Source organism: Kribbella turkmenica (assembly GCF_004348725.1).
Classification (GTDB): Bacteria; Actinomycetota; Actinomycetes; order Propionibacteriales; family Kribbellaceae; genus Kribbella; species Kribbella turkmenica.
Genome location: NZ_SMKR01000209.1, coordinates 1 through 11,602, shown reverse-complemented (window position 1 = coordinate 11,602; position 11,602 = coordinate 1). Strand labels below are relative to the sequence as shown.

Genomic DNA, 11,602 nt, shown 5'->3' with positions numbered 1-11,602 from the left:
CGGATGATCCGCGGGGCCTCGAAGATTCTTGCTCAGGCGGTGCGGATGCGGGCGCGGGCATTACGCCGCTTGAGCGCCCGGCGCTCGTCCTCGCTGAGGCCTCCCCAGACTCCATGGTCCTGACCGGCTTCCAGCGCCCAGGCGAGGCACTGCTCACGCACGTCGCAACGACGGCACACCTGCTTGGCCTCCTCGATCTGCATGATCGCGGGCCCGGTGTTGCCGATGGGGAAGAACAATTCCGGGTCCTCATCGAGGCAAACGGCCCGGTGGCGCCAATCCATGGCGGATCCCATCTCTCTCAGTAGTGGTCGTACGCTGAATCTGGTCTGTTCCCAGCCAGCGAGGCTTTACTCTCGTGATTCAGCTCGCACCGGGGGGTCCAGGGTGCGAGGTGTTCGATTCAGGAACGTGTTGTGAACGTTTTCACGAACGAGTCCATGTTCCCAATCTCAGCTGAGTGAAACAAGGGTTCTGGAGTTGTCGATCAGATCACAACACTTCCTTAACACTACGAACCGGTGCGCAGCGGAGTCCCCCGTCCGGTAACCGAACGGAGTGTCGTCTGTGCGATCACCTGTTCACTGCAAGTAACCGATCCGGCGGCCTTTTGGTTACGCACAACCTCAGATCCTTGTGGGGCTGGGGTTCCTGCGGACAGGGCTCGCAGGAAGAGCGGGTGGTCGTCCCTTGCGCCCGAAAGACGGCAACGGCATGGAGCACTAAGCTGGCGAAGTGCCGACCGACTCCCCATCCGCCGCCGTACCGAGACCGCTCAAGCTAGCCGCCGGTGTGGTGGCTGCGGAAGGGGTCGTGCTGGTCGTTCTCGGAATTGCCGAAGCGTTGACAATCCAGAGCTCCCGGCTCGTCCTCGGGCTGACCACCACCGCCTTCTTCGTCCTGTACGGCGGAGGCCTGCTGATCGTCGCCCGCGGACTCCGGCGCGCGTCCACCTGGAGCCGGGGACCGGCCGTGTTCGCGCAGCTGATCCAGCTCCTGGTCGCCTACAGCTTCTGGGGCGGTTCCACCCGCGCGGTCGCGGTCGCGCTGGCGCTCGCGGCAGTCGGCGTCCTGGTCGGCATCTTCCAGAAGGCGTCCACCGAGGCGCTCGCGGACGACCCGGCCAAGGATCGTCCGGTTCTCTGACCTACTCCTTCAGCAGGCCGGCGCGCAGTTCGGTGAGCGTGCGGGCCAGCAGGCGGGAGACGTGCATCTGCGAGATGCCGATCTCCTCGGCGATCTGGGACTGCGTCATCCCGCGGAAGAACCGCAGCGTCAGGATCCGCTTCTCCCGGGTGTCCAGCTGGGCCAGGAGCGGTTTCAGGGACTCGCGGTACTCCACGCTCTCCAGCGCCTCGTCCTCGCCTCCGAGGCCGTCCAGGACCGTGGTGGCGTCCGCCTCGTTCTGGTCCGGGGCGTCCAGCGACAGCGTGTTGTAGGCGTTCGCGGACTCCAGGCCCTCGATCACCAGGTCCGGGGACAGGCCGAGCCGGTCCGACAGCTCGGCGACCGTCGGCGCGCGGCCCAGCTCCTGGGTGAGCTCAGCGGTCGCCGCGGTCAGCGACAACCGCAGCTCCTGCAGCCGCCGTGGCACCCGGATCGCCCAGCCCTTGTCCCGGAAGTAGCGCTTGATCTCGCCCAGGATCGTCGGGGTCGCGTACGTCGAGAACTCGACCCCGCGGTCGGAGTCGAAACGGTCGATCGCCTTGATCAGACCGATGGTGGCCACCTGGACGAGGTCGTCGTACGGCTCGCCGCGGTTGCGGAACCGGCGGGCCAGGTGCTCGACCAGCGGCATGTGCAGCGCGACCAGGCCGTCCCGGGCCAGCGTGCGGGCCGGGTCTCCCGCGCCGCCGGCCGCCATCGCCCGGAACAGCTCCGCCGTCCGGGTCCGCAGGTCGGGGATTTCCTGGGGCTCGCCCAGAGTCGGTTCCTCGCTCACGCGTTCTCCGCGGCGGTGGCGGTTGCCGTCACGGTGATGGTGAGCCGGCCGTCGATCGTCTCGGCCGCCGCGGACTCGACCAGTGCGGTCAGCACGGTCCAGCCGAACGACGACGTGTCCGGCCGCCAGCCGTTCGGTACGACGGCACTCGTGCGCACCGTCAGCTGCGGCGGGTCGATCTCGAACACGCAGTCCAGCACGCCGTCCGAGGCCTGCGGGAGCAGCAGCGCGCAGGCCTCGTCGACGGCGATCCGCAGGTCGTCGATCGCGTCCACGGTGAAGTCGTTGCGGGCCGCCAGGTTGCCGACCACCGACCGCGGTACCGCGATGTACGCACTGTCCGCCGGAATGCTCAGACGGACCTCCGCGGATCGTCCGGTGCTGCCCACACTGCCTCCCTCGTGTCCGGCGGGTGATGGCCCCACCACGCGGTACATCTTCCACTCTCGCAGGCCGCAATGCACGGCGAAGGCCCGGCCTGGTGGACAGGACGGGCCTTCGCGGTGCGAACCTCAGCTGGCCGGCTCGACGTGGGTCGGGTCGAGTACCCGGCGCAGGAACGTGCGGGTCCGCTCGTGCGACGGGTTGCCGATCACCTCGGCCGGCGGACCCTGCTCGACGATCACACCGCCGTCCATGAACACGACCCGGTCGGCCACCTCGCGGGCGAACGCCATCTCGTGGGTGACCACGAGCATCGTCATCCCGTCCAGCGCCAGCTTGCGCATGACCGTCAGCACCTCGCCGACGAGCTCCGGGTCGAGGGCCGACGTCGGCTCGTCGAACAGCATCAGCGCCGGATCCATCGACAGCGCCCGGGCGATCGCCACCCGCTGCTGCTGGCCGCCGGACAGCTGGGCCGGGAACGCCGTCACCTTCTCGGTCAGGCCGACCCGTTCCAGGTTGGCCCGGGCGATCCGGTCCGCCTCGGCCGGCTTGCGCTTCAGCACGGTGGTCTGGGCGACCGTGCAGTTGGCCAGCGCGGACAGATGCGGGAACAGGTTGAACTGCTGGAAAACCATCCCGATCTGCTGCCGGGCGGCGTCCAGGTGACAGTCCGGGTCGGTGATGTCCTCACCGCGGACGAACACCTGGCCCTCCTGCGGCTGCTCGAGCAGGTTGACGCAGCGCAGCAGGGTCGACTTGCCTGAACCGGACGGACCGATGACGCAGACCACCTCGCCCTGCTCGACGGTGAAGTCGATGCCGCGCAGGACATGGTTGCTGCCGAAGGACTTGTGCAGGTTCTTGATCTCGACCAGAGCCATCAGCGCGCCCTCGCAGCCTTCGCCTCGAGCCGCCGGACCAGTACGCCCAGCGGCAGGGTGATGATCAGGTAGCAGAAGCCCGCGGTGACCAGCGGTGTCAGGTTGGAGTAGGTGTTCGCCAGGTCGCGGCCGAACCCGGTCAGCTCGTAGCCGTCCGCGCTGACGCCGATGATGAACACCAGCGAGGAGTCCTTGACCAGCAGGATCAGGTCGTTGGTCAACGGCGGCAGCACGATCCGGAACGCCTGCGGCAGCACGATCTTGCGGGTGGCCAGACCGGCCGGCATGCCGAGCGATCGGGCCGCCTCCACCTGACCCTTCGGCACGGCCTGAATGCCGGCCCGGATGACCTCGGCCATGTACGCCGAGGCGACGATCCCGAGTGCCAGCCAGACGACGCCGTACGGGTCCCAGGGAATGGTCAGGCCCTCGAAGGCCAGCGGCAGCAGGCTGAACGCGATGAAGACCACGATCGCCGGCAGGCCCCGGAAGAACTCGATGTAGGCGGTCGCGATCCAGCGGTACGGTCCGACACTGCTCAGCCGCATCAGCGCCAGGACCGTGCCGCCGACCAGGCCGATGACGAAGGCGCCGGCGGTGTACTCGATCGTCTTCACCAGAGCGTTGAGCAGCCCGTCCTGGAACGCCGACCTGATGAACTCGGGCTCGAAGAAGACGCTGACGATCTGGCCCCAGTCCGCGGTGAACGCGGCGAGCAGCACCAGCAGGACCAGAACCGCGTACTGGATCCAGCGGGAGCGCTGGGCCCGCTGCCGCGGGCTCAGCCCCTTCCGCTCAACGGTGTCGGTGTTGGTGGGCGCACTCACTTCTTCGGCTCAACCCCGAACCACTTCTTGTAGATTTCGTTGTACTGGCCGTCCGACTCGGCCTTGGCGAGCACCTCGTTGAACTTCTCCACCAACTTCGGCCCGCTGCCGTCCTTGAGGGCGGCGAAGCCGTACTGCTCACCGGTGTTGAACTCGGTCACGATCGCCATGTCCGGGTTCGCCTTGACGAAGTCGTAGAGCACCCCGTTGTCGTTGATCGCGGCATCGACCCGGCCGGACTTCACGTTGTTGGTCTGGATCGCCAGGTCGTTGAACGGGATCACCGTGTAGCCGTTCGCCTTGGCGTTGTCGTCGGCGTACTTCTTGCCGGTGGTGTCCGCCTGGGCGCCGATCTTCTTGCCCCGGAGGTCCGCCAGGCTCTTGATGCCGGAGTCCTTCTTGACCATCAGCACCTGGGTGGCGTCCATGTACGGGTCGGTGATGCTGATCGCGGCCTGGCGCTCCGGCGTGATCGTCATCGCGCCCATGCCCATGTCGCACTTCTTCGCCTTGAAGGCGGCACCGGAGGTGACCTGTGCCCACTCGATGTTGACGACTTCCTGCTCCAGGCCGAGATCCTTGGCGAGCAGGTCGAGGAGGTCCACGTCGAAGCCGACCACGTCAGCGCCGTCCTTGTACTGGAACGGCTTGTACGGCAAATGGGTGCAGACCATCAGCTTGCCGGACTTCACCAGGGTGATACCGGCCGCGGCGGCCTTGTCCTCGGTTCCACCGCTGCTGCCCGAGCCCGATTCGTCACTGCCGCAGGCTGAGAGCGAGAGCGCGAGCACGGCGGCCGCGGCGACAACGGTGCGGGCGCGACTCTTGCGGAGGGTGGAGACGATGTTCATCGCTGATACTCCTCGACACTGGAACTTGTACTCCGAACCGGTCGGTACCGGTCCGGATGCCGCATCCTGACACAGCAACCACGCGCGTGTCGGCTACCGACTGCGGCTGAGACCTCATCGTCACCCTGTTGCCGCTCCACCGCATCCCTTCGGGCCTGGGTGTGAACCCGCACACAGCAGACCAGTGCGGTGTGTGGTTTACTCGATGCGACGGGTGACCCCCTGGCCACGGCGTTGTTCGACGCACCCATTGACCGAACCGCCCACTCACTGTAATCGACCGCCTGCTCGCTGCTCTCCGAAGGGTCCCCGCATGGTCGCCCAGCCCCACCCGTCCGTTTCCGCCGCGCCGTCCGGCGTCCCCGAGTCCGACCGGTACGCCGGTGATCCGGTCTTCGAGCTGCACCGCGGCGGCAAGATCGAGGTCACCTCGTCGGTGCCCGTGAACGACGCCGCCGACCTGTCCAAGGCCTACACCCCGGGCGTCGCCCGCGTCTGTACGGCGATCGCCGAGGACCCGGCGCTGGTCCGGCGCTACACCTGGAAGTCCAACGTGGTCGCGGTGGTCACCGACGGCACCGCAGTTCTGGGACTCGGCGACATCGGCCCGGCGGCATCGCTGCCGGTGATGGAGGGCAAAGCCCTGCTGTTCAAGGAGTTCGGCGGTGTCGACTCGGTGCCGATCGCCCTCGACTGCACCGACGTGGACGAGTTCGTCGAGACCGTCGCCCGGCTGGCGCCGACGTTCGGCGGGATCAACCTCGAGGACATCTCGGCCCCGCGTTGCTTCGAGATCGAGCGCCGGCTGAAGGAGCGGCTGGACATCCCGGTCTTCCACGACGACCAGCACGGTACGGCGGTCGTCGTCCTGGCGGCGCTGCGGAACGCGCTGCGGGTCACCGGGAAGTCGATCGAGGACATCCGGGTGGTGATCTCCGGGGCCGGTGCGGCCGGGGTCGCGTGTGCCCGGATCCTGTTGCAGGCCGGCGTCGGCGACCTGGCCGTCGTCGACAGCAAGGGTGTGCTGCACGAGGACCGCGCCGACCTGAACCCGGTGAAGTTGTCGCTGGCCCGCGACACCAACACCGGCGGGCTGTCCGGCCTGCTGGTGGACGCGCTCGACGGCGCGGACGTGTTCCTCGGGGTGTCCGGCGGCACGGTGCCGGAGGAGGCGATCTCCCGGATGGCCGACGGCTCGATGATCTTCGCGCTGGCGAACCCGAACCCGGAGGTGCACCCGGACATCGCCCACCGGCACGCCGCCGTGGTCGCGACCGGGCGTTCGGACTTCCCGAACCAGATCAACAACGTGCTCGCGTTCCCGGGCATCTTCCGCGGCGCCTTCGACGCGAACGCGTCCCGAATCACCGAGGGGATGAAGCTCGCCGCCGCCGACGCGCTGGCCGGCCTCGTCTCCGCGGAGGACCTGCGGCCCGACTACATCATCCCGTCGCCGTTCGACGCCCGCGTCGCCCCGGCGGTGGCAAGCGCGGTCGCCGCCGCGGCCGAGGCCGACGGGGTCGCCCGCGCCTGATCAGGCGCGGACGACCATGCGCTCCCACCACTGACCGGACCGGGTCAGCATGGCGAGGTCACGGCCGCCGGACTCGACGTACCCGGTCATCGCCAGCCGGGAGTAGACCGCGGACATCGCGCCCCGGCCGGAGCCGTCGTACCAGCCGCCGCGGCGGACGGGGTCCTCTCCGGTCCCGGGGAAGGTGGTGCGGTCCAGGTCGAGCCACGGGAAGTCGGCGGCGACCGCGAGCTGGGTCGCCTCGATGAACCGGTGCGTGTACGTGACCTTCGCGTCCAGCCCGCGCCAGAACAGTCCGGGCGCGAGCACGCTGCGCGGGGGAGTGCCTCGCCAGTACGACGCCAGCCAGGCGGCCGAGTGCGGCACTTTGACGCGGTGGTCCCGGACCGCCGTCAACGCCGTCCCCAATTGGGCGATCGCGTTCGGCGACCAGCCGTAGGTGATCAGGTACGGATGCTCGCCGGTCTCCTCACCGATCTCGTACGTCGCGCCGTCGAGCGGGAACCCGGCCGGTGCGCCGGCGTAGATCAGCTCGGGGTCGATCCGCGTCGTGCCGAGCAGATGCCGGGTTCCGGACGCTGCGGCATCGTTGTAGGCGGCAACGTGGAACCGGCCGTAGCCGGTCGCGAGGGCGCGGACCGCGGCGTACTGGTCGAGGGACAGCATCGAAGGCGCCCAGTGCTCGACGTCCCAGTTGCCCATGGTGCCGTCGTCACCGGCGACGAAGTGCGGGAAGGCGCCGGCGTAGCGGTCGTTGCGGAACGAGGCGACCGCTTCCTGGCGGGTGTACTGCAATGCCGCGACCCGGTCCAGCATGGCTCGGGCGGCGGTGTCGGCGGACTGGATCCGGGCGGGGTCGCCGGATCGCCGTTCGAGGTGCTCGGCGTAGTTGACCAGCAGCTCCGCCCGCCCGGTCAGGGTCCGGATGTCGCCGGAGCGCAGCACGGTATCGGGCCGCTCGGCGTACAGGTCGAGAACCATGGTCAGGTAGGTCTCGAGGTTCGTGCGCAACCGCTGATCGCCTTGCAGGTAAGGGCTGCGCAGCACCTGCAGCGCGAGGTCCGTGCTCATGTGGCCCGGTTTGCGCCGGAGCAGGTAGTCGAGCAGTTCATCGGCGGTCCGGCGCTGCTGCGGATCGCCGGTCACGTCGTACATGGCCGCGAGGGCGGCGTGGGCGTGCGCCGCGCCCTCGAACCCACGACCGGTGGCGACGCCGTCGGCAGTGATCTGCAGGTAGGCGCCGGTGACCTCGGCGGCCTGGGCCGGCGCGGGTTGCCCGACGAGCAGGGCGGCAACCATCAGGGCACGCACCATCGGTCCTCCTCGAAATTCCGGTCGGGTCCGTTATCACCGGCATGCTATCCGCTGAACCCGACACTGCTGTCAGAGTTTGGATGAGGTGACGACGCGTGCGGATGCGGGAGATGGTGGCCGGACCGGAGTCAGTGAGCGGCTGCTGCGGTACTACGAGGACCGGGGACTGCTGAGACCGGAGCGGCTGCCGAGCGGGTACCGGGAGTACGCCGAGAGCGACGTCGACCTGGTCGGGCGGATCCGGACGCTGCCGGCGGCCGGGCGCTGGAGGAGTCGCGCCAACTGCTGGACGGCGTACTGTCGACGCCGATGGTGAAATCGGTAACTGACTCCGTGTGGACCACCCCCTAGGGTGGTGCGCATGCTTGCTGCCTACGCCGCCAAGTTCGACGCCGACGACCCGATCGCCGCACTGGAGGTGGGGGAGCGTCCCGATCCGACGGTGCCCGAGGGCTGGGTGACGATCGACGTCCGGGCGACCGCGCTCAACCACCACGACCTGTGGTCGCTGAAGGGTGTCGGCCTGGCCGAGCAGAGCCTGCCGATGATCCTCGGCTGCGACGCGGCCGGGATCGACCCGGACGGCAACGAGGTCGTCGTGCACGCGGTGATCTCCGACCCGGCGTGGAAGGGTGACGAGACCCTCGACCCGAAGCGTTCGCTGCTGAGCGAGCGGTACCAGGGCACGCTGGCGGAGAAGGTCGCCGTCCCGGCGCGCAACGTCGTACCGAAGCCTGCCGGGCTGTCCTTCGAGCAGGCCGCGTGCCTGCCGACCGCGTGGCTGACGGCGTACCGGATGCTGTTCACGCAGTCGGGGCTCAAGCCGGGCGACACCGTGCTGGTGCAGGGCGCCGGCGGGGGCGTGGCGACCGCGCTGATCACACTGGCGCGGGCCGCCGGCATCCGGGTCTGGGCGACCAGCCGGGACGACGCGAAACGGGCCAAGGCGCTGGAGATCGGCGCCCACGACGTGTTCGGGTCCGGGGCGCGGCTGCCGGAGCGGGTGGACGCGGTGATGGAGACCGTCGGCCAGGCGACCTGGTCGCACTCGCTGAAGTCGCTGAAGCAGGGTGGCACGGTGGTGATCTCCGGCGCGACCAGCGGCCAGGCGCCGAAGTCGGCCGAGCTGAACCGGATCTTCTTCCTCCAGTTGCGGGTGCAGGGTTCGACCATGGGCACCCGGTCGGAACTGGCGGAACTCGTGCAGTTCATGGCGAACGCCGGCATCTCGCCGCACGTCGACTCCGTGCTGCCGCTGACCGACGCCCGCAAGGGCTTCGCGAAGATGAACGAGGGCGACGTGTTCGGCAAGATCGTCTTTACTGTCTGAATGCTCCCCGAGATCCGCCCGGCCACGGTCGAGGACGCCGAGGCGGCGGCCTGGTGCCACCTGCTCTGCTGGCGCGAGGCGTACGCCGACCTGGTCCCGGCCGATCAGTTGCTCGAGCGGACCAGCGACATCGAGCGCCGGACCGAGCGCTGGACGACGGGCGCGAAGGAGGGCCGGCGGCGCTGGATCGCGCTGAACCCGGAGCCCGTGGCCGCCGTCGAGGAGCGGGTGGTCGGCTTCTCGGCCGCCGGACCGGGATGCGACGAGGACGCGCCGGTGACCCTCGAACTGGAGGCCATCTACACCCGGCAGGGGTGGTGGGGGACCGGCCTCGGCGGCCGGCTGCTGGAGGTTGCCGTCGGCAAAGATCCGGCCTGCCTGTGGGTGTTCGAGGACAACCGGCGGGCGCTGGCGTTCTACCGCCGCCACGGGTTCGTCCCGGACGGTGCGCGCAAGCACGACCCGTTCTTCGGCCTGATGGAGATCCGGATGGTCCGGTCGTAACGTTGCACGGCTGAAACACGCGCGTCGCACCGGGGCAATCAGCCTGGATCAGGCTGGTCCTGCCGCGGGAAACCCCCGCGGGTTCGATCCGCCCGATCGACGAGCGACCAGGAGTGCCCATGAGGCCGACCTTGACGGTGATCGCCGACCCCGCCGACCGCTGGATGACGAAGGCCGCGTGCGTCGGCCAGGCACCGGCGTACGACGAGACCGCCAGCCAGTGGGAGCAGCGCAGGGCCCAGGCCGTCTGCCTGACGTCCTGCCCGGTGATCGAGGAGTGCCGTGACTGGGCCCGCCGGACGAAGTTCACCGGCACCGCGGCCGGCGAGAAGTTCCTGTACGGCCGTCGCCGCGGCCGCCCGGGACCGCAGGAGCGGCGCCGCAGCGTCGTCGCCGAGGAACAGCAGGCGAGCTGAGTCAGACCCCGACGAGCTCGTCGGCGCGCTTCGCGTCGGCGAGCTTCACCGTCCGCCGGAACGGGGACGTGATCGTCGCCTGCAGGTGCTGCCGATTGCGGACCATCGCGACGACCGCGAGGGCCAGGTAGATCCCGCACAGCACGTACCGCCCGGTCTGACCCGGTACGGCGAACTGGATCGCGAACAGACCCAGCAACGTCCAGGCCGCCCAGCGCGGGAAGCGGAGACTCAGCAGGACGGCGAGACCCAGCAGCGTCTGTGTCGCGGTCAGCAGGAACTCCTCGACCTGCCGCGCGTCCAGGTGCAGCGCGGGCTCGCCGCCGCCGAGCAGGTAGGCGACCGGCAGGCTGCCGATCAGCAGCGTCCACTGGTTCACCTTGGCCGAGATCAGCAGGCCCAGGGCGGCCGCGCCCTTGCCGCGCCAGGCGAACAGCAGCGCCACGATGAACTCCGGCGCCTCCGAGGCCAGCGGCGCCAGCCACTGCACCAGCAGGAACTGGTCGATGCCGAGCGCGTGACCGCCCTCGACCAGCGAGTCCGCAAACGGCTCCGCAGCCGCGAGGATCAGGCCGCCCGAGACCACGAACATCCCGATCACGGTGATCCGCCGCCGGGCCGTCGGCAGTCCGCCGATGGTCGCGGCCGGGCCGATCAGGTCCGGCTCGTCGTCGTGCTCCGAGGCGGCCGCGCGGTACAGGTAGTAGGCGAAGAACGCGAGCAGCAGGATCCCGAGGACCAGGTGGATCTGGCCGGTCACCGGAATCACGAAGGCGACCACGGCGGCGACCGCGAGGAACCCCAGCTCGCGGCGGTAGCCCGCGTCGAGGACGAGCGCCCTGACCGTCCGCCCGCTGCGCCGCGAGGCGACGTACAAGCTGACCAGGACGACGCTGGACCAGCCGAGGCCGAGGAGCAGCCGGTTCGAGCCGGTCATGTTGGCGGCGGCGTACTGCACGTACTCGGGGTTGCTGCCGGCGGTGTGCGCGAAGTACAGGTCCACCGCGTACTCCGGCAGGACCGCGATCACCGCGAGCAGGGCGATCGCCAGGCCGCCGGAGATGTCGACCTCGGCGGCCTCGGCCGCCCAGGCCAGCACGAACGACGCGGCCACCACGGCCGCACCGAAGACCAGGATCGACGCGAGCGCCGGCGGGTGTGTGCCGGTGACCCGCAGGGCGACCGCGGGGATCGCCACCGCGAGCAGCAACAGCACGGGACGGAGTGCTCGGGCCATGCCTCCAAGCGTGCCATCGTTTTAATACTTTCGCAATTGCGAAAGTATGAGACCGTCGCCACCACGGCCTGCCGTGCTCCCGCCTGAGCGGTCCAGCCGTCACAATGACTGCGCGATGACGACTCCGATCCCCGAACCGACGAAGGCCCAGCTGGAATCCGCCGCCGGCACCTTCGCGATGCTGTCCGCCCCGGTGCGGCTGCACCTGGTCTCACTGGCGGCCCAGGGCGAGTACGACGTCGGCACGCTCGCGGAGCGCGCGGGCGTCAGCATCGCCACCGCCAGCCAGCACCTGGGCAAGCTCAGGCTGGCCGGCATCATCACCGCCCGGCGCGAGGGCCGGCGGCACATCTACACCGTCGACGACCCGCACGTGCTC

The 11,602-nt window shown here is 69.4% G+C and carries 15 protein-coding genes; 7 read left to right on the top strand and 8 right to left on the bottom strand.

Going from position 1 to position 11,602, the window contains the following annotated elements; all coding sequences use genetic code 11:
* Nucleotides 1–32: 32 nt before the first annotated feature.
* Nucleotides 33–284: a WhiB family transcriptional regulator gene (locus tag E1218_RS32050; protein ID WP_012922773.1), complete on the bottom strand. Its 252-nt coding sequence runs from the start codon at nucleotides 282–284 to the stop codon at nucleotides 33–35.
* Nucleotides 285–735: 451 nt separating this feature from the next.
* On the opposite strand from E1218_RS32050, the gene E1218_RS32045 reads away from it, so the two are divergent.
* Nucleotides 736–1,146 carry a hypothetical protein gene (locus tag E1218_RS32045; protein WP_132326792.1) on the top strand — a complete coding sequence of 137 codons (411 nt, stop codon included), beginning with the start codon at nucleotides 736–738 and terminating at the stop codon, nucleotides 1,144–1,146.
* Nucleotide 1,147: 1 nt separating this feature from the next.
* Here the strand turns inward: E1218_RS32045 and E1218_RS32040 are convergent, their stop codons facing one another.
* The 5 genes from E1218_RS32040 to E1218_RS32020 form a co-directional block, all read right to left on the bottom strand.
* Nucleotides 1,148–1,942: an RNA polymerase sigma factor SigF gene (locus tag E1218_RS32040; protein ID WP_132326791.1), complete on the bottom strand. Its 795-nt coding sequence runs from the start codon at nucleotides 1,940–1,942 to the stop codon at nucleotides 1,148–1,150.
* Nucleotides 1,939–2,331, bottom strand: coding sequence for an ATP-binding protein (locus tag E1218_RS32035; RefSeq protein ID WP_132326790.1), 393 nt, complete (start codon nucleotides 2,329–2,331; stop codon nucleotides 1,939–1,941). The genes E1218_RS32040 and E1218_RS32035 overlap by 4 nt, the downstream gene beginning before the upstream one ends.
* A gap of 123 nt (nucleotides 2,332–2,454) precedes the next feature.
* Entirely contained in the window at nucleotides 2,455–3,210 is a 756-nt protein-coding gene (locus E1218_RS32030; protein WP_132326789.1) for an amino acid ABC transporter ATP-binding protein, read from the bottom strand.
* Nucleotides 3,210–4,037 (bottom strand): amino acid ABC transporter permease, encoded by an 828-nt coding sequence (locus tag E1218_RS32025; protein WP_132326788.1) that lies wholly within the window; start codon nucleotides 4,035–4,037, stop codon nucleotides 3,210–3,212. Before E1218_RS32025 ends, E1218_RS32030 begins: the two co-directional genes overlap by 1 nt.
* Nucleotides 4,034–4,888, bottom strand: a complete 855-nt coding sequence (locus E1218_RS32020; protein WP_132326787.1) for a transporter substrate-binding domain-containing protein — start codon at nucleotides 4,886–4,888, stop codon at nucleotides 4,034–4,036. Before E1218_RS32020 ends, E1218_RS32025 begins: the two co-directional genes overlap by 4 nt.
* 313 nt (nucleotides 4,889–5,201) lie before the next feature.
* Between E1218_RS32020 and E1218_RS32015 the strand changes: the two genes are divergently transcribed.
* Nucleotides 5,202–6,422: an NAD(P)-dependent malic enzyme gene (locus E1218_RS32015; RefSeq protein ID WP_132326786.1), complete on the top strand. Its 1,221-nt coding sequence runs from the start codon at nucleotides 5,202–5,204 to the stop codon at nucleotides 6,420–6,422.
* Here E1218_RS32015 and E1218_RS32010 read toward each other — a convergent pair whose 3' ends face one another.
* Entirely contained in the window at nucleotides 6,423–7,736 is a 1,314-nt protein-coding gene (locus E1218_RS32010; protein WP_132326785.1) for a hypothetical protein, read from the bottom strand.
* A gap of 85 nt (nucleotides 7,737–7,821) precedes the next feature.
* Here E1218_RS32010 and E1218_RS32005 point away from each other — a divergent pair, with 85 nt between their 5' ends.
* From E1218_RS32005 to E1218_RS31990, 4 genes are all read left to right on the top strand, one after another.
* Nucleotides 7,822–8,052: a MerR family transcriptional regulator gene (locus tag E1218_RS32005; protein WP_132326784.1), complete on the top strand. Its 231-nt coding sequence runs from the start codon at nucleotides 7,822–7,824 to the stop codon at nucleotides 8,050–8,052.
* Between the two features lie 45 nt (nucleotides 8,053–8,097).
* Nucleotides 8,098–9,066: a zinc-binding dehydrogenase gene (locus tag E1218_RS32000; RefSeq protein ID WP_132326783.1), complete on the top strand. Its 969-nt coding sequence runs from the start codon at nucleotides 8,098–8,100 to the stop codon at nucleotides 9,064–9,066.
* Nucleotides 9,067–9,570, top strand: a complete 504-nt coding sequence (locus E1218_RS31995; protein WP_132326782.1) for a GNAT family N-acetyltransferase — start codon at nucleotides 9,067–9,069, stop codon at nucleotides 9,568–9,570.
* A 119-nt stretch (nucleotides 9,571–9,689) separates the two neighbouring features.
* A complete protein-coding gene (locus E1218_RS31990) occupies nucleotides 9,690–9,986 on the top strand; it encodes a WhiB family transcriptional regulator (protein ID WP_132326781.1) in 297 nt (98 codons plus the stop codon).
* Between the two features lies 1 nt (nucleotide 9,987).
* Here E1218_RS31990 and E1218_RS31985 read toward each other — a convergent pair whose 3' ends face one another.
* A complete protein-coding gene (locus tag E1218_RS31985; protein ID WP_132326780.1) occupies nucleotides 9,988–11,223 on the bottom strand; it encodes a sodium:proton exchanger in 1,236 nt (411 codons plus the stop codon).
* Nucleotides 11,224–11,338: 115 nt separating this feature from the next.
* Between E1218_RS31985 and E1218_RS31980 the strand changes: the two genes are divergently transcribed.
* The coding region (locus E1218_RS31980) for an ArsR/SmtB family transcription factor (protein ID WP_132326779.1) at nucleotides 11,339–11,602 on the top strand (264 nt) is incomplete at its 3' end.

Coding starts and splice junctions, on each gene's coding strand:
- E1218_RS32050 (WP_012922773.1), bottom strand. CDS start 284: ATGGATTGGCGCCACCGGGCCGTTTGCCTCGATGAGGACCCGGAATTG.
- E1218_RS32030 (WP_132326789.1), bottom strand. CDS start 3,210: ATGGCTCTGGTCGAGATCAAGAACCTGCACAAGTCCTTCGGCAGCAAC.
- E1218_RS32020 (WP_132326787.1), bottom strand. CDS start 4,888: ATGAACATCGTCTCCACCCTCCGCAAGAGTCGCGCCCGCACCGTTGTC.
- E1218_RS32015 (WP_132326786.1), top strand. CDS start 5,202: ATGGTCGCCCAGCCCCACCCGTCCGTTTCCGCCGCGCCGTCCGGCGTC.
- E1218_RS32010 (WP_132326785.1), bottom strand. CDS start 7,736: ATGGTGCGTGCCCTGATGGTTGCCGCCCTGCTCGTCGGGCAACCCGCG.
- E1218_RS32000 (WP_132326783.1), top strand. CDS start 8,098: ATGCTTGCTGCCTACGCCGCCAAGTTCGACGCCGACGACCCGATCGCC.
- E1218_RS31995 (WP_132326782.1), top strand. CDS start 9,067: ATGCTCCCCGAGATCCGCCCGGCCACGGTCGAGGACGCCGAGGCGGCG.
- E1218_RS31990 (WP_132326781.1), top strand. CDS start 9,690: ATGAGGCCGACCTTGACGGTGATCGCCGACCCCGCCGACCGCTGGATG.
- E1218_RS31985 (WP_132326780.1), bottom strand. CDS start 11,223: ATGGCCCGAGCACTCCGTCCCGTGCTGTTGCTGCTCGCGGTGGCGATC.